Below are 25415 nucleotides of genomic sequence, written 5' to 3' on the forward strand. Positions count from 1 at the left end.
TTATAAATAAAAATAAGTGCAAATGTATAACCATTTATTTATGGTTTACACTTACACTTATACAGTACCAAAAAGAAATATATAAAGGGTTCTAACAAATTTTTTCATCAAAATTATAATTTTCTAACTAATTTATGCGTAATTATTTAGACAGCAAAAAAGCTCAGTTACTAAAAACTGAGCTTTAATATAAAAATATTATTTTTCTTTTTTGTCTACATCTTCATATTCAACATCAATAATTTCTCCAGTTGTATAGTCATCTACAGGAGCGCTGTAAATTTCCTTATCTCTATCATTATTATAATAGTTATTTAAATTCTTCTTTCTCTTTTTTTCTTTAAAAAATCCCACTATCTTCATAACAATATATATTATTACTCCTGCTATCAAAAGCCATGGAAGAATATGTAGAATTAATGATCCTACTAAAAATATTATACAAATTGTTCCTATAATATACATATATCTTTTAAATTCTCTGTTCATTACACTCAACCTCTATATTACTTAGTTTCTCATTTAGTTAAAAGCATATCTTAAGTATACCTTATGGATATAAAATTTACAATGTACATAACAAAATCGCAGTCGACTTTGGTTAAGTTCCGTATTGTGCTTCGCACTCTTTTCATTTTTTAAGTTCCGTATTGTGCTTCGCACTCTTTTCATATGTGTAGATTTTTTATGCATTTTATGCTCTATAAGGTATGAATTTATATGTCATTAAAATTGTTACTATAAGCAATGCTGTAACAACTATTCCTCCTTCTGGTCCAAAACTCCCCCCATTAATTATATTTGAATTAATAGTTCTTATGGTATATATAGAATCTGTAACATTACCACTTACCAAAAATCCAAAAATGTCACCCTGAAAATAATTCCAAGTTATATGATACCCTATGCACATCCATATATTTTTAGTCTTTATGAATAAATATCCCATAAAAATCCCGAATAAAAACAAATTAACATATGCAAGTAGACTGATTCCATGATTTAATGAATGCATTAGTGAAAAAATTATGGATGATCCTAAAATAGGAATCCATGCTATTTTACTTTGTTTTAAAACAGTCATGCAATACCCTCTAGCAAAAAGTTCTTCATTAATCCCAACAAAGATAAAAACAATGAGCTGTAAAAATAATGTTCTTGAAAGGTTTGGACTATTAAAACTATTCACTAGTTCAACTGATTTAGTACATAACAATATAATTGCAACTATAGTAAATGATATTGCGCCAAATAATAAGCCATAAAATAAATCTTTCCATCCTTTTCTTATATTGATTAATCCAATATCTTTCACTTTTTTTCTATCTAGAACTTTCCAGAATAAAACTACAAAGAATATCATTAGTATGCATTGTATCAAATTCAAAAATGCGCCTGGAAAAGAAGACATACTTAAGAGCTGCTCAGTAATATAACCTATACCCTCATCTTGCTTTGACAGCAATGCTGGATTAGTCATAAAAACAAATGCACTATATATATTACTGAAGACAACCGACATTATAGTTGTAGATACAAAGAAACATACGAAAACAAGTATTATCTTCCAACCAGATCTTACTTGCTTACGATTATTACTAAAAATTCTCATTAACATCCTCCAATCAATTTCTCTTTACAATTTTATTCTCTTTTAAAACATATATCTCTAAATCAACCCTTTTTCATAATTTATTCCCTCAATTGGCATAATGTCCGCAGATTTATCTTCAATATAAATTCCTAGAGAATAAAAAATATTCACCTCTATATTATATATATCTAGTTAATATAAATTCATGAAAATATTCTTAATTATTAATTAAAATATCTATTTTTTGCAATATATATACCATTTATAAACATGTTGGTTATAAAATATTCTTCATAGAATCCAAGTACTTGCTTATTGTTATCTAGTATTTCTAAATTGAGATTCTAATTCTACCTAAAAAAATAGAAGTGATACCTCTAAATACTTAGAATATCACTTCCATTTCAATATGCTATTTTCTTAAGAATTCATTAACAGATATTCCTGCTCTTATTCCTTCATTTATAGCTGTAACAACTAATGATTGTCCACGTCTAGCATCACCTGTTGAAAATACTTTGTGTACATTAGTTTTAAAATCTTTTTCATTTGCTTTTATGTTACTTCTTACATCTGATTCAACACCAAAAGCTTCTTTAATGTAATTTTGTGAACCTGTGAAGCCCATTGCAAGCAATACAAGTTCAGCTTGATAAGTTTTTTCTGATCCTTCAACTGGCACTGGACCAAATCTTCCATTTTCGTCTTTCTTCCATTCAACTTTTACAGTATCAACACTTTCAAGATTTCCATCTTTATCTGTATTAAGACCTGTAACTGTAGTTAAATATTCTCTTGGATCCTTACCATAAAGGTCTATAAATTCTTCTTGGCCATAATCAACCTTAAGAACTTTAGGCCACTCTGGCCATGGATTATTAGCTCCTCTTTCTTTAAGAGGTTCACCCATTATTTCAAATTGAACTAATGATTTACATCCATGTCTAAGTGAAGTTCCAACACAGTCTGTTCCTGTATCTCCACCACCAATTACAATTACATTTTTATCTTTTGCCGAAATATAATTATTATCATCATGATTTGAGTCTAGAAGACTTTTTGTATTAGCTTTTAAGAAATCTACTGCAAAATGTACGCCTTTAACTCCATCTCTACCTTTTGCTACAAGATCTCTAGGCTCAGATGCACCAGTTGCAAGTACTACTGCATCATATTCATCTAATATTTCATTTGCATCATAATTTTCACCAATATTAGCGTTAGTTACAAATCTAATACCTTCCTCAGCCATAAGATTTATTCTTCTTAATATAACTTCTTTATCAAGCTTCATATTTGGAATACCATACATTAATAATCCACCTGGTCTGTCACTTCTTTCAAAAACAGTAACTTTATGACCACATTTATTTAATGTATCTGCTGCTGCAAGTCCTGCTGGACCTGATCCTATTACAGCAACTTTCTTTCCAGTTCTCTTAGCTGGAGGATTAGCTTTAACTATTCCACTTTTAAAAGCAGTATCAATTATAGCTCTTTCATTTTCCTTTATAGCAACTGAAGGCCCATTTAATCCTGCTGTACATCCAGCTTCACATGGAGCTGGACATACTCTTCCTGTAAATTCTGGGAATGGATTAGTCTTATCTAATCTTTCATAAGCTAAATCCCATTTTCCTCTATACACTAAGTCATTCCATTCAGGAATTAGGTTATGAATTGGACAACCAGATACCATACCTGAGAATAATACTCCTGATTGGCAGAATGGAACACCACAGTCCATACACCTTGCACCTTGAATACTTTGCTTTTCTGCTGGAAGACTTAAATGAAATTCTTTATAGTCTTTTATTCTTTCTTTAGGTTCTCTATTTTTACCTACTTCTCTATCATACTCTAAAAATCCCGTTGGTTTACCCATTTTTCTAACCCTCCTAATTTCCTTTAATTTCTTGGAAAGTTTTAATTAATGCTTCATCCTCATCACATCCAAGATTCTTATGCTTTTCAACAGTTTCCAATACTCTCTTATAATCCTTTGGAATTATTTTGTGGAATTTAGATTTTTCTGTCTCAAAGTTGTATAATATTTTATTTCCTTTAGGAGAGCCTGTAACTTTCACATGTTCTTCAATTAAGTTCTTTAATTCTTCTTCATCTTCTAAGCTTAACTCTTCTAATAGAATCATTTCTTCATTTAAGTTTATTCTAAAGTTTGGATCCTCTTCATAAATGTAAGCAATTCCGCCACTCATACCAGCAGCAAAGTTAATTCCTGTTTTACCTAAAACAACAACCTTACCACCTGTCATGTACTCTAATCCGTGAGCTCCAACTCCTTCAACAACAGCAGTTGCTCCTGAATTTCTAACGCAGAATCTTTCACCTGCAATACCATTTATAAATACTTTTCCTGAAGTTGCACCATATAAAGCAACATTTCCAATCAAGATATTATCTTCTGCTACAAATGTTGATTTCTTTGGAGGATATACTATAATCTTACCACCTGATAATCCCTTACCTAAGTAATCATTAGCATCTCCTTCAACCTCAAATGTTAATCCACTTGGAATGAATGAACCAAAACTTTGACCTGCAGCTCCATTACACTTAATAGTAATAGAATCTTCTGTTAGTCCATCTGAACCATTTACTCTTGTTATTTCAGATCCAAGAATAGTTCCAAGTGTTCTATCAGTATTAGTTATATCAATTTCAAAGTTTACTTTTTCTTTCTTTTCTATAGCGTCTTTAAATTGGCTTAAGAATACTTTTTGATCTAGCACTCTTTCTAATTTAAAGTCGTATTTCTTAGTTTCATCAAACTTAACAACTTTTCCTTTATACTTATCTGGAGTGTAAAGTATTGGGCTTAAATCAACATTCTTAGCTTTCCAGCCATGAATATTTTCTCTCTGTTTAAGTTTATCTACTCTACCAACCATCTCATCAATATTTCTAAATCCAAGACTTGCCATAATTTCTCTTAGTTCTTGAGCTATAAAGTACATAAAGTTAACTACATATTCTGGCTTTCCTTTAAATCTCTTTCTAAGCTCTTCATTTTGAGTTGCAACTCCAACTGGACAAGTATCTAGATTACAAACTCTCATCATAACACAACCCAAAGTTACTAATGGTGCAGTTGCAAAGCCAAATTCTTCTGCTCCAAGAAGGGCCGCTATAGCAACATCACGTCCACTCATAAGTTTACCATCTACTTCAACTCTAACTCTTTCTCTTAAATCGTTAAGAAGTAATGTTTGGTGAGCTTCAGCTAGTCCAAGTTCCCAAGGAAGTCCGGCATTTTTGATTGAGTTTTTAGGTGATGCACCTGTTCCTCCATCATACCCTGAAATTAATATTACTTCTGCTCCACCTTTAGCAACACCAGCTGCAACAGTTCCAACTCCACATTCTGAAACTAACTTAACAGATACTCTAGCTCCAGTGTTTGAATTCTTTAAGTCATATATTAATTGAGCTAAATCTTCTATTGAGTAAATATCATGATGAGGTGGTGGTGATATAAGACCAACCCCTGTAGTTGAATGTCTAGTTTTAGCAATCCATGGGTAAACCTTAGTTCCAGGTAATTGACCACCTTCACCAGGTTTTGCTCCTTGTGCTAGTTTTATTTGAAGTTCATCTGCATTTACTAAATACTCTGAAGTTACTCCAAATCTACCAGATGCAATTTGCTTTATTGAAGATCTTCTTGAATCCCCATTTGCATCTTTAATCCATCTATCCTTATCTTCTCCACCTTCACCAGTGTTAGACTTACCGCCAATTCTGTTCATAGCAATAGCAAGTGCTTCATGAGCTTCCTTAGAAATTGATCCATAAGACATTGCTCCTGTCTTAAATCTCTTAACAATTTCTGAAACTGGCTCAACTTCTTCAAGTGGAATTGCCTTAGAATTATAGTTAAATTCTAATAATCCTCTTAAAGTAATTTCAGCTTTTTCATCATCAATTAAAGAAGTATATTCTTTAAATAATTCATAATTTGATGTTTTAGTAGCTTCTTGAAGTTTATGAATAGTTAGTGGATTATATAAATGCTCTTCTCCACTATCTTCTCCTGATCTAAGCTTTTCATATCCTGGAGAATCTAGCGAAAAGTCTGCTGCATAAGTTTTTTCTTTAAATCCATTTTTGTGGTTTATCTCTGCTTCTTTTTGAATTTCAGCGAGTCCAATTCCATCGATTCTGCTTATAGTATTAGTAAAGTATTTATCAATAACTTCTTTTCCAATTCCTATAGCTTCAAAAATTTGTGCTCCTTGATAAGATTGTATTGTTGAAATACCCATTTTTGAAAGTATTTTAATTATACCTTTAAGCACTGCTTTATTATAGTTGTAAACAGCTTTATCATAATCTAAATCAAGTAATCCTTCTTCAATTAATCCTCTTAAGCTTTCATAAGCCATATATGGATTTATAGCAGAAGCACCAAATCCAAGCAATGTAGCAAAATGGTGAATCTCTCTAGGCTCTCCACTTTCAAGTATTAGAGCAACTGAAGTTCTTGTTCCTTTTTTAACCAAATATTGATGAAGTGCTGATACTGCAAGTAATGACGGAATAGGAACTTTTGCCTCACTTATATTTCTATCAGATAATATAAATATAGTATATCCCTTTTCATAAGCATCTTGAGCTTTTTCAAACGTTTCATTTAATGCTTCCTCTAAAGAGCCACCTTTATCAAATACAATATCAATTACTTTCGATTTTAAGTTTCCTTTATTATAAGCCTTTATTTTAGCTAATTCTTCATCATTAATTATTGGTGAATCAAGTTTAATCAACTCACAATTTGATGCTTTATCTTCTAATATATTACCCTCTGGTCCAAGATAAACATTAGAAGCTGTAACTATTTCTTCTCTAATAGCATCAATAGGAGGATTAGTTACTTGTGCAAATAACTGCTTGAAATAATTAAATAACGGTTGAGAATTCTTTGATAATACTGCTAAAGGAACGTCTACCCCCATAGCTGCTAATGGTTCAGCTCCAGTTTCAGCCATTGGAAGCATTGTTGTTTTTACTTCCTCATAAGTATATCCAAAAGCTTTTTCTAATTTCTTTCTAGTTTCCTTATCATATTCAATCTTGAACTTCTTACTTTCATTCATTTTATCTAAAGTAATCAGATTTTCTTTTAACCATTCTCCATAAGGATATTGATTAGCATAAGCATTCTTTAATTCTTCGTCATCTATAACTTCTTTCTTAACTGTATCTACAAGTAACATTCTACCTGGCATTAATCTATCTTTCTTTTCAACAATTTCAGCTGGTATATCTAATGCACCAACTTCTGAAGAAAGAATAAGTCTTCTATCTTTAGTTATATAATATCTTGATGGTCTTAAACCATTTCTATCTAAAACTGCACCAACTTTTTCGCCATCCGTAAATACGATAGCTGCTGGACCATCCCATGGTTCCATTAGTGTAGCATTATATTCATAAAAAGATTTCATTTCTTTACTCATAGTTTTACTCTTATACCATGGTTCTGGAATTGCCATCATAATAGCTCTAGTTAAATCCATTCCATTCATATATAAGAATTCTAAATTGTTATCAAATATCGCAGAGTCTGATCCTTCTTTATTTATGATAGGTAACACTCTGTTTAAATCTTTTCCAAGTGCTCTAGATTTAACATTTGTTTCTCTAGAATAAACCTTATTAACATTTCCACGAAGTGTATTAATTTCACCATTGTGAATCATAAATCTATTAGGATGAGCTCTTTCCCAACTTGGGAATGTATTAGTACTATATCTTGAATGTACTAACGCCAAAGATGTTTCAACTCTTTCATCTTCTAAATCTTTATAAAATTCTCTAAGCTGTGTAGATAGTAACATTCCTTTATATACTATTGTCTTTGATGAAAAAGACGCTATGTAGAAAGTTTCATTTAAGAACTTACTTATCCATCCTGCTCTTTTCTCTATATTTCTTCTAACAATATATAAATTTCTTTCGAAATCTTTTCCTGGTTTTATTCCATTTGGTCTTCTTACAAAAGCTTGCATTATTGCAGGCATTGCTTCTAGCGATGCTTTTCCAAGTATTGAAGGGTTTGTTTGAACTTCTCTCCACCCAATTAGTTCAAGTCCTTCTTCCTTTGATATATCTTCAAAAAGGCTCATAGCTTCTTTTCTTGCCTTTTCTTCTTGTGGTAAAAATACCATAGCAACAGCGTAATCCCCTTCGTTTCCGAGAGTCATACCTTTTGATTTTAATTCTTCCTGAAAGAACTTATGTGGTATATTAAATAATATTCCTGCTCCATCTCCTGTATGTTCATCAGCGCCTGTACCACCTCTATGCTCTAGCTTTTCTAGGATAGCTAAACAATCTGATAATATTTCATGAGATTTCTCACCATCAATGTTTACTATAGTCCCAATTCCACAAGCATCATGTTCAAAACATGGATTATATAACCCCTGTGCATTCGGATTATTTCTTTCCATTAAAATTCCCCCTTGAGATAATAATATATTCATTTGTACCTTCTTAAATATTTATCTATCAGGCACCTATTTATCCTTAAAACAATCATATTGCATTTATGTGTAGCAAACAACGAGTAAATACATCCTTTTTTGAAATATAATTACTCGCGTATTGGCTACATTTTATAAGTTATTCATTTTCACTTAATATTAAACTCGCAATATCTTTCATTCTTTTCCCAGAATCCATACTTATCTTCTGCATATATCTAAACGCTTCATTCTCCGTAAGTCCTGAAGTTTTCATGAGTTGACCCTTAGCCTTTTCGATAAGCTTTCTATCTTCCAGAGTATGTTCTAACTTTTCAACTTGATCTCTCAGCTTCTTGATTCTCTTTTTGCTTTGAAAAATTAAATTTATAGCATTAGTTAAGAGAACATTAGAGATTTTAGTACCAATACAATATATATCAGTATCTTCTTCTATAAATGATTTATAAGGCTCATTTACAATAGCTAAAAAACTAGTTACATCTACTAGTGTTTCATAAACATCTAGTAAACTCATATCCTTGAATTTATATCCTACTAAGACTAGGTCTGGGGAATGTTGCATAACTAATCTAATTAATTCATTTCCTGAAGCACATAATGCTATGATTTCATAGCCTTCCTGCATTAGTAAACTCTTTAATTTTTTTGCTGTCTCAATATTGCTTAAAGCTATAATAATTCTTCCATCTTGAGCCATTGCAATCCCCACCTTAATTAATAATAATTGGTATTACTAAATTAATATCTATTAAGATAGTTTTCTAATTCCCAGTCATGTACTTTAGTTCTATAATCATCCCACTCAGCTGCTTTACCTTCAAGATAATTATTGTATACATGTTCTCCTAAAGCTGACTTAGCTAACTCACTTTCTCTCATGAATTGAACTGCTTCATATAAGTTATTAGGTAAGTTATCAATTCCGTTAGCTTTTCTTTCCTCATCAGTCATAGCAAAAATATTTGCTTCAACTTCTGCTGGTGGTTGTAGATTGTTTTTAATACCATCTAATCCTGCTTGTAATAGAGCTGCTAATACTAAATATGGGTTAGAACTTGGATCTGGACATCTAAGCTCAACTCTAGTCCCTGCGCCTCTAGCTGCTGGTACTCTTATCAATGCTGTTCTATTTTTACAAGACCAAGCTAAATAAACTGGTGCTTCATATCCTGGTACTAATCTCTTGTATGAATTAACTAATGGGTTAGTAACAGCTGCAAGACCTTTGATATTCTTTAATAATCCTGCTATAAAGTTATAAGCTATTGGACTTAAGCCATTCTTATCATTTTCATCAACAAAAACATTCTTTCCATCCTTGAATAATGACATATTAACATGCATTCCTGAACCATTAATTCCGAAAATTGGCTTTGGCATAAATGATGCATGTAATCCGTGTCTTTGTGCAATAGACTTAACAACTAGCTTGAATGTCATAATACTATCAGCTGTAGTTAATGCATCACCATATTTAAAGTCAATTTCATTTTGTCCTTCAGCAACTTCATGGTGAGATGCTTCAATCTCAAATCCCATTTCTTCTAATGCTAAAGTCATGTCACGTCTTGCATTTTCTCCTAAATCTGTAGGTGCTAAATCAAAGTACCCACCTTTATCTTGAGTGTTTGTTGTTGCATTACCATTTTCATCAGTTTCAAATAAGAAAAATTCACATTCAGGTCCAACATTCATTGTATATCCAAGTTCAGCTGCATCTGCTATAGCTTTCTTTAAGATATATCTTGGATCACCTTCAAATGGCTTTCCATCTGGTTTATAAACGTCACAGATTAATCTTGCAACCTTACCTTGTTGCGGTCTCCATGGAAAAATTACAAAACTATCTAAGTTTGGTCTTAAATTCATGTCGGATTCTTCAATTCTAACGAAACCATCAATAGATGATCCATCAAACATACATTCATTATTTAATGCTTTTTCTAACTGTCTGTCTGTAATTGCTACGTTTTTTAATGTTCCAAAGATATCTGTAAATTGAAGCCTTATAAATTTAACTCCATTTTCCTTTACTAAGTTAATGATATCTTCCTTTGTGTACTTTGCCATTTTACAAACCCCCTTTTTTTTCTAAAAAAAGGCGCACAATAGAAGCGGTATACCATCTATTGAACGCCTTTGCTCAATTCATTTAATAAGTAAATTATATACCACCATTCCTAACAAATCAATAGATTTTTTAAAAAAGTAAGTATTTTTGTGGTAAAAACTTTAATTTTTAAAGAAATTAATACCATATTCTTTAAAAATTAAAGCTTATATTTATTAAATTGATAAATATAAAAAATAACTTCTGCAGAAAATTATTTTATAACTTATAACAAAAAAACGAAATCAATCTGAATTATTAATTCTGTGACTCCGTTGTCAAAGTATATATAAATTTGTAATACATATAGATATCCAACCAAGACCTGAACTTATGGATATGTCTCACCGAAATGAATGACATACTTTTGTTCCAGTTTCTATGTAATTCTGATGGGTGATTCTAAGGCTATAAAGTTGCACCCAAAGTGCTAGCCTCAAAGAACAAGCTTTGAACTAGCACATTTGGAACAACTTATAGCCAAAGAATCACTTCCATCAAAATTACCAATGAAACATTCCACAAAAATATATTACCCATTTCTAGTTGGGATATATTTCATAGTATAAATCTAACTTATAATTGGCTTATCTATATAACTCCTGATAATTAAAATATTTAGATATTAAATTACCAGTACCATATTGTTAACATATTTTTTATTTCTACATTGTTTTTCTTGATTTATTCAACGTTGAATTTCAATGAAAAACAAGAAATAATCAAGTTTCACTTGGTATTTTTATTATACAAATCAATATTTACTCTGTCAAACGTTATTAATAATACTCACTATTTTCTCTACATATAATATATGTTGCAATTAAATTTCTAAATTTTAGTCTGAACTTATGCGTATACCTCACCGAAATGAATAATATACTTTTGTTCCAGTTTCTAGGTAATTATAATGGGTGACTCTAAGGCTATAAAGTTGCACCCAAAGTGCTGGCCTCAAAGAACAATCGCTCACAGAGAGAAAGTTCTGCTTACCAAATGTAAAATTTGGAGCATCACTTTTCCATTCTCACTTTTTGAACTAGCACATTTGGAATAGTTCAAAGGAAACTCGACTCACTTCGTTCACTGAGTAATTTCAATTGACCAAATCATAGATTTGGAATTTTAATTAAGAATCACATCCATCATAATTGCCAATGAAACATTCCACAAAAGCATATTACTCATTTCTGGTTGGAAAACACTTCATAGTCCAAGTATAGTTTATAATTATGGTATCTATAATTAAGTATGATAAATTTTTTTCATAGAATATATATATGCTTCAATTAACAATTCACAATTCACAATTCACATTTCACAGTTACGGCTAAAATTATTACAATCCCTTTAGAATTATGGCTAGGAATTATTTTTGTAGTATATATAATTTATTATATTAAATGGATTTTCTTCATTAATGATTTAAAGGCATTCTATGTGTTTTTACACAGATAAAGAAATAAATAACTTGATTTATGATTGCAAAACTCAGTACCTGCTATACTATAGTTCTATCTTATATCCATTTCTTAATCTGCTTTGCAGTTTATTATATGTTCTTTTCTATAAATAATACTCAAATGCTCAAGAGAAAATAATCATTTAGCATTATTAATAATTAACTTGAACATTTTTAGATAAATTGCTACAATCTTATATGTAAAAATACATATATATGGGGGCTATAATTATGAACACAATTGTAACAAAATTTGGTGGAAGTTCACTAGCAGATGCAACTCAATTTAAAAAAGTTAAAGAAATAATCTTTTCAAATCCAGAAAGAAGATATGTAGTGCCATCTGCACCTGGAAAAAGAAATTCTAAGGATTCAAAGATTACTGATTTATTATATCTTTGCCACGCCCATGTTTCTACTGGAATATCTTTTGATGATGTTTTTAATCATATAACAGATAGATATTGTAATATAGTTAAGGATTTAAATTTGGACTTTAATATTACAGAACATTTGGACATCATAAAAAAAGATCTTGAAGAAGGGGCTTCAAGTGATTATGCTGCAAGTAGAGGTGAATACTTAAACGGATTAATACTTGCTAACTATCTTGGCTTTCAATTTGTTGATGCTAAAGACGTTATGGTTTTTAATAGCGACGGTTCCTTAGATTCTAAGGCGACAGATTCAGCCCTTCATTATAAATTATCTAAAATTTCTAAGGCTGTAATTCCCGGCTTTTATGGAGCAGATAAAGACGGAAATATAATCACATTCTCAAGAGGTGGTTCTGATGTAACAGGAGCTTTAGTTGCTTCAAGCATCAATGCTGATCTTTATGAGAATTGGACAGATGTTTCAGGATTTTTAATGGCAGATCCTAGAATAATAGATAATCCAAAACCAATAAGCAAAATAACTTATTCAGAACTTAGAGAACTTTCCTACATGGGTGCTTCTGTATTACATGAAGATGCAATATTCCCAGTAAGAGAAGTTGGAATTCCAATAAATATAAAAAATACAAATAAACCTCAAGACGAAGGTACTTTTATCGTAAAAAATACAGATGGCTCAATGAAGCCAACAACTGTAACAGGTATAGCTGGTAAAAAAGATTTCACAGTTATTTCAATATCTAAAGCTTCAATGAATTCAGAGCTTGGTTTCTGTAGAAAAATTTTATCAATACTTGAACAGCATAATATTTCATTTGAAAATATGCCTTCTGGAATAGATACAGTATGCTTTGTAATTCAAGATACTCAATTGAAGAATAAAAAGGATGTTGTTGTAGAAGAAATTAAAAGAGCATGCAACCCAGACAGTATAGAAATCCACCCAAATTTAGCTATGATTGCTACTGTTGGACGTGGAATGGCTAAACAAAGGGGCACTGCTGCTAAGATATTTACAGCTCTTTCAAATGCTGAAATCAACATTAGAATGATAGACCAAGGTTCTAGTGAGATGAACATACTAGTTGGTATAGAAAATGATGATTTTGAAAAAGGAATTGCTGCAATATATAACGCATTTAATTAGAAAATAGATATAACCGAAAGAAGGATACACTTTTGTTCCGGTTGCTAGAGAATATGACTTTGGATTTCTAACATTAGAAATTGTACCCATTCCTGCATGATCCTTAGTTCCTAAGGACAAGCAACAATGGAACAAGTTCTAATGAAGAAACTCCTAAAGCCACATTCTCAATGCAACACTCCACAAAAGTATATCCTTCTTTCTGATAATGTATAATTTTAATATGTAATTATTAATCTATAACTATAAATAATGTTCTTTTCTATAAAATATTAATTTAAAAGCCTAATTAAAGAGTCTTTCCACTCCCTAATTAGGCTCTTTTATACTGTTTGATTAGTCTTTTTCATCTTGCTTCTTAAGAATTCAACGATAACTGGTACAATAGAAATAAATATGATTGCTATAATTACAAATTCAAAGTTCTTTTTAACTACTGGAATGTTTCCAAAGAAAAATCCTAGTGCTGAAACTACTAGTACCCATAAAATTCCGCCTATTGCATTAAATGAAATAAAGTGCCTATATTGCATCTTTCCTATTCCAGCTACGAATGGTGCTAGCGTACGGACTATTGGAATAAATCTTGCAAAGATTATTGTCTTTCCACCATGCTTTTCATAAAACTTATTAGTTTTATCTAAGTGCTCTTTCTTAATAAGTTTCCCACCAGCAATGTTAATAAGTTTATCACCAAAAATTCTTCCTATTTCATAATTAACTGTGTCTCCTAAGATTGCTGCAACCATTAAAAGTCCTAGTAACGCATATATATTAAGCATTCCCATAGCAGCAAAAGCAGCAGCGGCGAATATTAACGAATCTCCCGGCAAAAATGGAGTTACTACTAATCCTGTTTCCAAAAATATTATGAAAAATAGTAGCAAGTATGTTTCAAATCCATAATTGTTTATTATGAATCCCAGATATTTATCAAGATGTAGAAATATATCAATTAAATAAGTAACTGTGTTCATATTTTTCCTCCCATATGTTTCGACATATTAATTAATTTATAACATATGGTTATTATACATTATTATTTAGTAAAGGGAAATTAAGATTTAATTAAAAATATCATTTAATACTTATGTCTAAATTACTTTAATCTATTCTACCTACCTCTATACTATAAATCTTTACAAAACCGATTTTTCATTTAAACTTATTTAATAAATTAGAATTAAATACATTTACTATAAAATCAGTATTAGAATAAATTTTGATAACTTTATTTTCATAACTATTATAAACTCTTAAATTTATAAGGGTATTATGTAAATCTAGAAATATCAGCTCATACTTAACAAATGAAATTTACGGCAATTTGAATTGCTTCTTAATTAAAATCTCAAGATTATCTGAATATTTATCCTTATGAAAATACTCAGATACAAAAAAATAAATACACATGAAATAAAAAAATTATATTTTCATAAGTTAATTGTATGTGTGCCATAAGAACAAGCATAATACCTAATGATTTCGCAATATCCATATAATCCTCTCTGATATTAGCATGATTAATATGGTATTTTATTTTAAAATATCTCAAATTATAAATATTTTAACACCATGCTATTATTACTTTTTTATTATAAATCACTAATTATAATTTAGACACTTCAAGCTTCCAATTATTTAAATAATTCCATTCAAATGTGCTAATAAGGATAAATTATACTCCTACTTCTAGAATTTATTTACACGAAAAACACCAGCTCCACTTTTTCTGGCTGCTTCTATTCCAACTGATGAATCCTCAAAAATTATTGTTTCTCTAGGTTCAATATTAAAAAATTTCATTGCCTTTATAAATCCTTCCGGATTAGGCTTTACATGTAATACATCATCATACGATATAATTAAATCAAATAAATCGTGCTTTCTAAAATATTCTAATATCTCTATGCAATTTTTTCTAGAAGCTGTAGTAACAATAGCCAAGAAATATTTTTCTTTAAGCAACTCTATAATATTGAACAAGTGGTTATTAATTTTAGCTTGTCCCAGATTAGATAGATATAACTCCTTTTTCAGTTTATGTATATCATATATTGAAACTTTGTTATCTTTTATTATTTCAGGCAGAAACTTCTCAAAACTAATTCCATAACATGATTTGCAAAAATATTCATATTCCAGGTTATAATTATACTTCTCCAAAGCGTGCTTATACGATAAAAAATTCACATCCTTTGTATCAAATAGTGTCCCATCTAAATCAAATATTGCCAACTTTTTTTTCATACTAATCAATTCTCCTCGTACATTTCTATTATTTCATTCATAACTATAATTAAACCTGCATAGAATACAGCTACCCTTCTACTATCACTTTCGACCTTATAAGGCATAAGTCTTAACCAGTGTATTATTTCATGAAAAAATATACTCTTAACCCTATTATATGTGAATTTTTTATTTAAAAATTTCTTATATCTTTCATATAATTCATTATATGCTGAAGATTTTACATATAAATAGTTTATATTATTCTTAGTGATATCTACATTTCTAGTATTCATTAGGAATTCATATCCACCATGCAAAGATTGTAGTAACTTTGAGTAATCTAAATTAGACGAATCATGTAAATTTCCTGTATTGGGATCAATTATATAAAAATCTTCCTTGCAAACACCATTTCTCCTACAAATTAGATTTTCAATTGTTAAATCTCCATGAATATCAGAGTATTTATCTTCTTTAAAAACATCATATAAATATTCAAATGTAAGATACTTAGAAAAATAGTTTAAGTTTTTATATTTTATGCCATTTATAATTAACTCATCATACTCAATTAAATTTTTCAACAACTTTGCATTTTTTATTTTCTCAATATTTTGTATAACTTTAGTATCTATATATTTTTTTATTGTATCCTTATCAGCTTTTCTAATATTAATATAATACAGATTTTTTTCCAACTCATTCAATGTCTTCTTCATAATGCTCCAACTATCTTCTATGGGCATCGAATGAACATAGTTAAAAAATCCAACATATGAATTATCATATAGCATATCGTAATAACAATACCCTTTTCCCCTATCTTCCGAAATAATTTTGGGAAGTGATAAGAAATTTTCATGTTCATGTAGCCATCTAATCTGTTCATATAATTTTTCTCCAGCATTTCCAAATGCATATTTTCTAAAAAAACTTTGTTTACCGTTTGTACATAACATTGTAGTAGCATTTGAACCTGATGAATAATCGTTTATTATAGATATGTTTCTATTTATTTTAATATATCTTTTAAAATAATCTCTATCCCCCCCTGAAAAATACGCTTCTAAAAATTCTAACTTCTCATTTTTATTAACATGTGGCAGTATTTTCAAATATTTCATGCCAAATTGTTCATCATCATTCTCTATCAATGTATTATTAGCTTTATCTTTTAATATAGAAATTGTATATAAAGCAATCAGAGGCGTTAAAATGTACAATCCCATAATCAAAGGAAATTGTAGTATCAAATTGCTTGATATATGTGAAATTCTTATTGTGGACATGAAAATGTTATTACTATTAAATAATAAATTAAAAACGTCTATTAATTTTACAGTACTTTGAAATGTTGACAAAAATGTAGCAAATAGATAATATGAGGTAATATACCATAGCCATATTAAAACTGTATTATAAATTAACTTCTTCCTACTAACCTTTTTATACATATCTTTAAATACTGAAATGATAGACCATGAAAAATGCAGTAAATTTAATTCTATTTCATCATTAAAAATCGAACTAATTTTTTTAGTGAGAATTTTTAAATACCTACTATACTTTATTGCTATCACTAAAAAATACAATGCTATCGTAGATAATCCAAGGTAAAATAATAAAGAATACAACAAAGTGACTTTTGGAAAACTCCCTAAATAAAATATTAAAAATAAAAATCCCACGACAATTACATCTAAATATTTATCAACAATTACAGTTGCTATAGAGAATCCAATTCCATTTTTCATTTTTCTTCCTGCATATATACTTCTAATTAAATCTCCTATTCTAAATGGCAAACAAAAATTCACCATATATCCAATTATTAAAGACTTTAATAAAATATCATTTTGTGGTTTTTCATATATCTCAACAAACTGCCTCCATCTTAACATTTTAAAATAATGTCCTAATAACAACAATAAAATTGCCAAAATTAAAATGAAATACTTCATTATAAAAGCACCTCAAAATCATTTGAATTTAATGCAATACTATATTCTTCTGGTGTTCCAAATGATAAATGCTTATCTACAGAGAACTTATTAATTATTTTTCCTCTTTCCGCCATAACATTATAAATTCCACTTACAAAGTATTCATTATAATTACACACTCTTAAATATTCTTTTGCTGAATCCAGAAATATACTTTTATTTTTAAAGCAATAAGTACCACAAATAGCATCGTTACTAATTACTACTTTTTCAACAGTTCTAATTACATGTCCATGTCTATCACATACTAAATAACTAAATTTAGACTCATTAGATTCAAATGTTAGTAAAGCTCCATCTACATTAGATAATCCACCCTTATTACAATAATTATAAAAAGATTGACTAATAAATAGATGATCACAGTCATTAAATATTATTGGATGTTCATTATTAATTTCTTTAATTCCTTCAATACATGTAAGTACTGCTCCATTTAAAACTTCAGATATAACTTTAATTTTTGCCTCCGGAAAATATCTCATTATCTCTTTATCAATACCAAATCTTTCAATATGTTCTTTTAATACAACAAAAATTATGTTTTTCAATTCAACAAATTTTCTTATTGATTGCGTAGCCCAATAAAAAAATGGTTTTTCATTAATTTCAATTAATGGCTTTGGAAATTCAAAACCATTACTACTAAAACGTGACCCCTTGCCTGCCATTGGCATAATTAGATTTATTCGTTTATCCACTTCTAACTCCCCTATACACCAAAATTTAATTTGTCCTAACTTATATATAACTTATTAAATTTTTACTTCTTGTTTTCCTTCATAAACAACTTTTGCTTCATATTCATCCCTTACTTCTTCTCTCATCTCAGATTTTATAAATTCCCCTTTCTTTATAAAATACTTGATCACCATTTTTAAAAGACCAGCGGATAATCCAATCATCTTTACATTAGATACTTGATCTTCCTCTCTCCATGAAATTGGAAAAAATAATACATTGTGTTTATAGTGATCTGATGCTAGAATCATACAAGCATTAAATATTAAATTATCTGGAAATCTTATATAGAACTTGCTACGAAGCATGCCAATACTATACATATTTAAACCAGACCCTAAATCATATACCCTTGTTCTAACAACTAAAGAAAACAGAAAATTGAAGACTATATTCCCATAAATTCTAATTTTAGAGTACCCTTTTAATTTAGACCCATTTATAAACCTAGAACCTAAACAACAATCATATTTCTTATAAGTTTCATTTTCTAAAATCGGAACTAAATCATAAATATTGCCTTGATCATCTCCGTGCAACACAATTACATAATCAAATTTATTGTCTATAGCATAGTTAAATGCTGTTTTATGTGAACCGCCTAATCCATAGTTATAATTATTTCTCAAAAGTTTTAATGGAACATCCGGATGTTGTTTAATGAACTCTATTACCTTTTGTTCTGTATTATCTATACTTAAATTATTAACCATTATAACTTCATGTACATATTGTAACATCTTATAATCAATTTGATTTAAAACACGAACAATTTGCTTTTCACAATTATATCCTGGAATAAATAATAATATTTTTTCTTTCATCGTTTTATCCTTTCCTGTAGAATATATTTTAATATTTTTCAGATAAAATTTTCATTACGCAAAAATTTAATACCATTGTTATTGGAGTTATTATTAATTTTGTTATAATTTTCGAATATTTTTTTATAATAACAATATTATAAAAACTACTAACATTAATAATTGAATATAAAACTTTACCAAATAGCGATATTATCACAATAAGGATCATTTGATAGAGAAAATATATACTATACTTCATTTTCAAACTATGTCCATCAGATTTATATTCAAAAATTTTTCTTGTGGAAACCAAAAATACAAAAGTTAGTGCAGGTATTCCGCTAATAAAATTTGAATATCCTACATCTAAATTTAATTTTATTGTCAGCAATAAATAAATTAAAAAATCTATTAGCCATCCTGTACCTGAAATCGCCAAAAATTTACTCATCTGCATAAACAGCTTCCTTATATTCATCCTTAATCTAAAAACCTCTCTTATTAATTAAAATTTTACTTTTCTATAATTAGCTCAACCTCTAGAAAAATTAGTTAATCTGCTATTTTTATTCTCGGCATGTTTAATAATCATTATGGTAATAGTGCACATTAGCAAAATACAAATTATTACCGAAAAAAGCATTACCAGATTATCCAATTTATTATCATAATACAATGTAACTGTGCCTTCTCCAACATTTTGTGTAATTACTTTTGTGTAACCGGAATCATCGGACACTATATTAAGTTCTTTCTTATTGCCATCCAGAGCGGTAAATATAGCTCTATAATTCTTGTCATAAGTAAATGAAAGTGTAATATATTCTATTGGCTCGTTGTCTAGATCAAAATTAAGCTCAGCCATCTTGCTGCTCAAAGGAATACTTTTGCCCTTATTTGTTTTACATAATGAATCAACTCCATCGATTTCTATAAGAACTGTATTATTAACGAAATCAACTTCTCGAACAATCCTAATTTCTGGAATCTTATTGCATAATCGCTTGAATGCATTTAAACTATTTGTTGCATCTTTATCAAATAAATAATACTTTACCGCATTATCATTTAACTGATAATAAAATTCTCTAAGCTTAGGATCATTATCGGAAAGGTTGGCCAATTTACTAAATACTTCGTAACCATTTGCTGCATTTGTGTACATATTATTAAGGTTAATGTCACTTAATATTAAGTTACTCTGATTATAACTCATCTTGGTAAAAGCATTATCATAACCCGCTAAAGTAAATACACCAACCATAGTGCTCATGTTTTTCGTCATCTTATCATAGAAATCCACTGAAGAACTTTCTATGTATGAATCTTCCGAGAATGATTTATTCCCTTCAGTTACTGCTAAAAATCTATAGTTGTTTCTATCCGCACCAATCTTGTCAATCCTCGAAGATACATTTTTAACATAATCCTTCCCATTATTATAAGGATATCTTTCATTGTTAAAATATGTATGAAGGCCACTATTCGTCAAATAGCATGAATTTAAAATTCCAATAACAGAAAGCACAACTATAAAAGCAATAATACTCCTTCGCTTTTTCTTAATATTATTAAGTGCAAAAGCTGCTGATATTATCATTAGAGGAATAAAGATAAACACACATTTGTAAAGGAATCTAAATCTATTTACTATAGGAATTTTTGATAACGCAATTGCAATGATGCCTAACTTCCCTAAAGAAAAAAGAATGAAAAAAAATGAAGCTACTGTACATGCTATAGTAATATGATAATTAAAGCCCTCAGCTTTTTTATCTACATTATGACTGTCAAATAGAGGAAAAGCATTTCCCTTGCATATTTTCTCTTTTATAAAATAGAATATTGAAATTAAAGCAGTAACAAATGGATAATATATCATTAGAAAAGCAATAATCACTTTTTGCCACTTCTCTATTTCATTTCTTTTTAAAATTCTCATAAAAATCAAAGCAAATGCAATGATTGTGATAGATATAGAACAAATCAATTTATTCAAAACATCGGTGTCAGATGTACTCACAACCCAGATTATCACAAAGCATATACTTATATAACAGAAAAATTCAAAAAAAATGTTTTTTTTCACAGATTTTCCACTTAGTTTTAGCATGTTTGTCCTTAAACTCTCATAAATAAAACATTGTATTTTCTTAAAATAATTTAAAATAAATATACCACAAAGAGGTATTATGGCCCCGAAATAACCAAAACTTACTGATAAATAATCTAACTGGTCACGAAAAGCTCCTCCCGAAGAAATCATTTGATAACTATCCCCAAGTAAATATAGAGGCATTGCAAAAAATATAATCATATTGTCCCAATGTATTGGAATTTTTAAAAAATCATTTGTTGTTTGTATTACCTCTGAACGATTGCCCGATATTAATACTAGCGCTAGAAGTTGCGGCGCCGAAAGAATAACTCCAGTAATTACATTAGTTATCATAAATACAATATAACGCCTATTGTATGCAAACGCCATAAATGCCATAATAATCGCATATACCATATAGTAGTACAATGTATATTGAATATGTCCCAAAAGCAAGCTAAATGCAAGACAAATACCAGTCGTAAAATATTCAAATTTATTTTTATCAAAACTTAAAATCACAAGAAGCAAAAATGGTATAAAAAAATAGTTATTAAAAGTGAAGTAGTAAAATCCATAAAGTATAAAATGCGAAACTGAGCTATACGCCAACACTGAAATACAAGCATTTGCCTTTGAAACTCCAAGTCGTCTCACTAGTAAATACATAATTCCGTTCCCTATGATAAACATAATATAAATATATATACAAATTGTTCCTATGCGTGATGCAAAAATAAATCGTCCAATAACATATGACATCAGCATAATTGGATTATTTACTGAATAGTATCCGGAATCTAGGATATTAAACATTTTGTATTGATAAAAGTCTATATAAGGAATGTATCCTTCTGAGAAAAGGTTCTCAAAACTTTTATTTATAATTGGTTCCCATTGAAGTATATTATCATCCACTAGAAAAACATTTGGATTTGCAAGTGTAATAAGACTTAAAATAGTCAGCGAAAAAACTATTATTAGCATGACCATAAAAGTGTCTGATCCCAAAAAATTTTTCTTAACAATTCCTTTCATACTTTGTATAATCAATATCTTTTCCCCTTTTTCAATTTTTTGCGCAATAAATGCTCATCCTAAGATATTAGGGCTCTATCTCTTTCAAATTCGGAAATTGATCCATGATATCTTTTCTAATATAAACCAAATACTCATAATCAGTTACTCCCCATTTCCAAATATAGTTTCCTTTTGCATCATACACGCACACATAATCTTTGTAACTAAGTGAATTTCCAAATACAATTCGTAAATCAGGTGATCCTATAATAACATCAGGGAAGCCTATTTCTTTCCACGCCTTAATGTTTTCATCATTATTTGCTACCATGTGAGTTACAAAACATTTATTAGGTATATTATTATTTAAATTATAATATATATTTTTATTGAAATATGGTAATGCTTCTGTACCACCAATTAAATTTGTATCCACTACTATTTTTTTAGTTTCATTATTAGTATACTGTTTCCACTGTGCCATAATATTATATTTATTCAAATTATTTTCTTTTATAAACGTTGCTAAATCTCTACCCACTCCATATGGAACATAGATCTCATTCATAGATGACATTATTGTCCAAATAATTGATATGCAAATTATAATTCCAAATAAAACTATTGGAGTACTATTTAATAATTTAATATCTGATTCCTCTCTAATTAATTTATCTAAAAATTGAAAGCTAATATTTTTCCTTTTTTCACCTTCGTAACAAATCCAAATTATAAATAAAAAAAATGTTGTAATAATGCCTATATGATGTGGACTAAAATATACTAATGTAGAAAAAACTCCAACAAAACTATACGGTATTAATAATACTAATAATTTATTATTTCTTTTAGCAAATATGATTAATATAATACTAATCATCCCACCTCCAACAATGCCCAATGCAGTAGAACTATCAAATTGAAGTTGTGGTACAAAATAGTTGCAAATATCTAAATAAGTAGCATCTCCTGGTAATACAAAAAACATATAAATAAATCTACTTATATAATCATTGCTTTTCACTACATTAGACATCGCATAAGTATCAGATTTAGGAATAATACTTATTACTAACATTAAATTAAATATTAATAATATTGATAGAGCAAAAAAACGTTCATCACAAAAAAATTTCTTTATACTATTTATTGAAAAGTCCTTATAAAATATTTCAATTAACCAAGCTATAGCAATTCCTGCAGAAAGTATTATTCCATAGGCACTAGCGCTACAAAGTATACCTAAAGCTAATATAAATCTAAATGGCTTTATTTCTTTAGTCTTGTAAAACATAGCACAAAGAATAAATCCAAGCATTAATATGCAATAGGGCCTACTTATCACACCATATTGGTAAAAAAAGAAATAAGTAAATGGTATTGTTAACCTAACTATTCTTTTAAAAGGTGCTTTAAAAATAAATAATCCCATAGCTATAGAACAAAATGTAAGCGATACTAACTTAATACTAAATTCAAACGGAACACCTAATTTAGCAAAAGGTAGAAGTACTAAATGCCAGACAGGAGGATGTCCTTCATAATGTGGCAACACAAATAATATTTCTTTTAAAGAAGCATCTCTTGCAATTAACCATGCCTGCGCTTCATCAAACCATGGTTCATGAAAATACATAATTATTATCATGCACACCATATAAAGTATTAAAGCTAAAATCTCTGGTATGTATTTATTAATCCTTTTTTTATTCACCCTCTTCTCCCCCTACTAACTAGTTTTAATTTCATGATATTCTTCTTCAGCATTAACTTCCCAAACTTTATATTTATTAATTCCATTATTTATATACGAATCGACTGCCTCTATTGCTGTTAGCATTGAATGATCCATATTATTGTATCTATGTTGACCATTTCTTCCGATACAATATAAATTATCAATAGAATTTATATAGTCTTTTATAGAATCAAAATTTTTATAACTTCCAAAATATGCAGGGTAAGCCTTTTTTACTTTTATAATTGTAGAATCTAAAACATCATCTTTATTTATTATGTTAATTTTACATAGCTCATCTATAGCAAAATTAATAAAAGCTTCTTCACTCATATTCCACATTTCATCATTTTCATTGCAAAAATATTCAAGACCTATCCAAACAGTATTTTCTAAATCATTAACCAAATATGGTGACCAATTATTAAAAATTTGTAATCTTCCTATTTTAACATCTCTTTCCTGAATATATATCCAACAATCTGGGACAATATTTGAAACAGTTTTGATTTTTGTTTTATTTTCTAATTGTAATTTATTTAAAAGTAAGCCTACTGTAATAAAATCTCTATATGGAAGATTTTCAGCAATATTTCTTATTTCTTGTCTTGGCATATTTCCAAAAGATTTAACTAAATCTTTAATAGGCATTGAAGAAAATACAGCTTTAATATTATTATATTCCAATACATTCCCACCAATATCTTTTGCCTTAAGCTTTACTACTTTATTATCTTTAACATCAATCACATTAACTTTTGAATTAAAAATAATTTCTCCACCCATTTCAATTATCTCATCTGCCATAGCTTCCCAAAGCTGTCCTGGCCCCTTTTTAGGATAGTAGAATTCTTCTATTAATGAGGTTTCACATTCTTTTGAACCTTTAAAAGGCTTAGTCAATACAGATAAAATAACTTTAAATAATGATAATCCTTTAACTCTTTGAGCTCCCCAGTCTGGTTCAATTTTTGACGGATGAACGCCCCATAATTTTTCTGTATAATCTTCAAAAAACATTTCATATAATGGTTGTCCGAATCTATTTATGTAAAAATCCTCTAAGGAAAGTTCGTTTCTTTTTATTAAGCATGCTTTGATATAACCAATACCTGCTTTAATTGTACGAAGTATTCCCATATTATAAAAAGTTTCAAAACTTAAGGTAATGGGATAATTAAAAAAGTTTCTAAGATAAAATATTCTCGAAGTCCTACTTCTTTTTAATAAAACTTTTTCATCTTCTTCAGGATTTGGTCCATTTTCTTCTAACTCTAATTTTTTATTTAATATAATATCATCTTTAGAAGAATGCCCTTGAATGGGCATTAATTCTTTCCATATATTCATTACCTGTTTATTTTTAGTGAAAAACCTATGTCCTCCCAAATCCATACGATTATTCTTATAAACAGCCGTTCTTGAAATACCTCCAACAAATTCTGATTCTTCAATAATTATTGGTTTAATTTCAGTATTTTTTAATAACTGATATGCTGCAGTAAGTCCTGCTGGCCCTGCACCAATTATAATAACCTTTTCCAAGCGTTC

At 29.0% G+C, this 25415-nt stretch carries 16 protein-coding genes; 1 reads left to right on the forward strand and 15 read right to left on the reverse strand.

Going from position 1 to position 25415, the window contains the following annotated elements:
• Positions 1–198: 198 nt before the first annotated feature.
• The 6 genes from L3B96_RS02995 to glnA form a co-directional block, all read right to left on the reverse strand.
• Entirely contained in the window at positions 199–489 is a 291-nt protein-coding gene (locus L3B96_RS02995) for a hypothetical protein (RefSeq protein WP_238858794.1), read from the reverse strand.
• 205 nt (positions 490–694) lie between these two features.
• Entirely contained in the window at positions 695–1612 is a 918-nt protein-coding gene (locus L3B96_RS03000) for a type II CAAX endopeptidase family protein (protein ID WP_238858795.1), read from the reverse strand.
• A 394-nt stretch (positions 1613–2006) separates the two neighbouring features.
• The gene (locus tag L3B96_RS03005) at positions 2007–3479 is read right to left on the reverse strand and encodes a glutamate synthase subunit beta (RefSeq protein ID WP_238858796.1); all 1473 of its coding nucleotides are present in this window, start codon (positions 3477–3479) and stop codon (positions 2007–2009) included.
• 13 nt (positions 3480–3492) lie between these two features.
• Positions 3493–8070, reverse strand: a complete 4578-nt coding sequence (gene gltB, locus L3B96_RS03010) for a glutamate synthase large subunit (protein ID WP_238858797.1) — start codon at positions 8068–8070, stop codon at positions 3493–3495.
• 172 nt (positions 8071–8242) lie between these two features.
• Positions 8243–8803, reverse strand: coding sequence for an ANTAR domain-containing protein (locus L3B96_RS03015; RefSeq protein WP_012060362.1), 561 nt, complete (start codon positions 8801–8803; stop codon positions 8243–8245).
• Positions 8804–8844: 41 nt separating this feature from the next.
• The gene (glnA, locus tag L3B96_RS03020; RefSeq protein ID WP_041899351.1) at positions 8845–10176 is read right to left on the reverse strand and encodes a type I glutamate--ammonia ligase; all 1332 of its coding nucleotides are present in this window, start codon (positions 10174–10176) and stop codon (positions 8845–8847) included.
• 1733 nt (positions 10177–11909) lie between these two features.
• On the opposite strand from glnA, the gene L3B96_RS03025 reads away from it, so the two are divergent.
• Positions 11910–13223, forward strand: a complete 1314-nt coding sequence (locus tag L3B96_RS03025) for an aspartate kinase (RefSeq protein ID WP_238858798.1) — start codon at positions 11910–11912, stop codon at positions 13221–13223.
• Positions 13224–13546: 323 nt separating this feature from the next.
• Here the strand turns inward: L3B96_RS03025 and L3B96_RS03030 are convergent, their stop codons facing one another.
• The 9 genes from L3B96_RS03030 to L3B96_RS03070 all read right to left on the reverse strand — a co-directional run bounded on the left by L3B96_RS03030 (position 13547) and on the right by L3B96_RS03070 (position 25409).
• The gene (locus L3B96_RS03030; RefSeq protein ID WP_039769507.1) at positions 13547–14200 is read right to left on the reverse strand and encodes a DedA family protein; all 654 of its coding nucleotides are present in this window, start codon (positions 14198–14200) and stop codon (positions 13547–13549) included.
• Positions 14201–14915: 715 nt separating this feature from the next.
• Positions 14916–15473 carry an HAD-IA family hydrolase gene (locus L3B96_RS03035; RefSeq protein ID WP_238858799.1) on the reverse strand — a complete coding sequence of 186 codons (558 nt, stop codon included), beginning with the start codon at positions 15471–15473 and terminating at the stop codon, positions 14916–14918.
• A gap of 5 nt (positions 15474–15478) precedes the next feature.
• On the reverse strand, positions 15479–17419 hold the full coding sequence (locus L3B96_RS03040) for a lysylphosphatidylglycerol synthase transmembrane domain-containing protein (protein ID WP_238858800.1): 1941 nt from the start codon (positions 17417–17419) through the stop codon (positions 15479–15481).
• A complete protein-coding gene (locus tag L3B96_RS03045; protein ID WP_238858801.1) occupies positions 17419–18162 on the reverse strand; it encodes a sugar phosphate nucleotidyltransferase in 744 nt (247 codons plus the stop codon). Before L3B96_RS03045 ends, L3B96_RS03040 begins: the two co-directional genes overlap by 1 nt.
• A gap of 54 nt (positions 18163–18216) precedes the next feature.
• A complete protein-coding gene (locus L3B96_RS03050) occupies positions 18217–19026 on the reverse strand; it encodes a glycosyltransferase family 2 protein (protein ID WP_238858802.1) in 810 nt (269 codons plus the stop codon).
• A 28-nt stretch (positions 19027–19054) separates the two neighbouring features.
• Positions 19055–19465 carry a GtrA family protein gene (locus L3B96_RS03055; protein WP_238858803.1) on the reverse strand — a complete coding sequence of 137 codons (411 nt, stop codon included), beginning with the start codon at positions 19463–19465 and terminating at the stop codon, positions 19055–19057.
• Between the two features lie 75 nt (positions 19466–19540).
• Entirely contained in the window at positions 19541–22159 is a 2619-nt protein-coding gene (locus L3B96_RS03060; protein WP_238858804.1) for a hypothetical protein, read from the reverse strand.
• Between the two features lie 52 nt (positions 22160–22211).
• A complete protein-coding gene (locus L3B96_RS03065; protein WP_238858805.1) occupies positions 22212–23840 on the reverse strand; it encodes a hypothetical protein in 1629 nt (542 codons plus the stop codon).
• Positions 23841–23855: 15 nt separating this feature from the next.
• The gene (locus tag L3B96_RS03070; RefSeq protein ID WP_238858806.1) at positions 23856–25409 is read right to left on the reverse strand and encodes an NAD(P)/FAD-dependent oxidoreductase; all 1554 of its coding nucleotides are present in this window, start codon (positions 25407–25409) and stop codon (positions 23856–23858) included.
• Positions 25410–25415: the final 6 nt, after the last annotated feature.

Origin of the sequence: Clostridium sp. YIM B02569 (assembly GCF_022320765.1) — a bacterium.
Lineage (GTDB): Bacteria > Bacillota > Clostridia > Clostridiales > Clostridiaceae > Clostridium > Clostridium beijerinckii.

Bases quoted from the DNA above. Each gene is read 5' to 3' on its own strand.
- L3B96_RS02995 (WP_238858794.1), bottom strand. From the start codon at position 489: ATGAACAGAGAATTTAAAAGATATATGTATATTATAGGAACAATTTGT.
- L3B96_RS03000 (WP_238858795.1), bottom strand. From the start codon at position 1,612: ATGAGAATTTTTAGTAATAATCGTAAGCAAGTAAGATCTGGTTGGAAG.
- L3B96_RS03005 (WP_238858796.1), bottom strand. From the start codon at position 3,479: ATGGGTAAACCAACGGGATTTTTAGAGTATGATAGAGAAGTAGGTAAA.
- gltB (WP_238858797.1), bottom strand. From the start codon at position 8,070: ATGGAAAGAAATAATCCGAATGCACAGGGGTTATATAATCCATGTTTT.
- L3B96_RS03015 (WP_012060362.1), bottom strand. From the start codon at position 8,803: ATGGCTCAAGATGGAAGAATTATTATAGCTTTAAGCAATATTGAGACA.
- glnA (WP_041899351.1), bottom strand. From the start codon at position 10,176: ATGGCAAAGTACACAAAGGAAGATATCATTAACTTAGTAAAGGAAAAT.
- L3B96_RS03025 (WP_238858798.1), top strand. From the start codon at position 11,910: ATGAACACAATTGTAACAAAATTTGGTGGAAGTTCACTAGCAGATGCA.
- L3B96_RS03030 (WP_039769507.1), bottom strand. From the start codon at position 14,200: ATGAACACAGTTACTTATTTAATTGATATATTTCTACATCTTGATAAA.
- L3B96_RS03035 (WP_238858799.1), bottom strand. From the start codon at position 15,473: ATGAAAAAAAAGTTGGCAATATTTGATTTAGATGGGACACTATTTGAT.
- L3B96_RS03040 (WP_238858800.1), bottom strand. From the start codon at position 17,419: ATGAAGTATTTCATTTTAATTTTGGCAATTTTATTGTTGTTATTAGGA.
- L3B96_RS03050 (WP_238858802.1), bottom strand. From the start codon at position 19,026: ATGAAAGAAAAAATATTATTATTTATTCCAGGATATAATTGTGAAAAG.
- L3B96_RS03055 (WP_238858803.1), bottom strand. From the start codon at position 19,465: ATGCAGATGAGTAAATTTTTGGCGATTTCAGGTACAGGATGGCTAATA.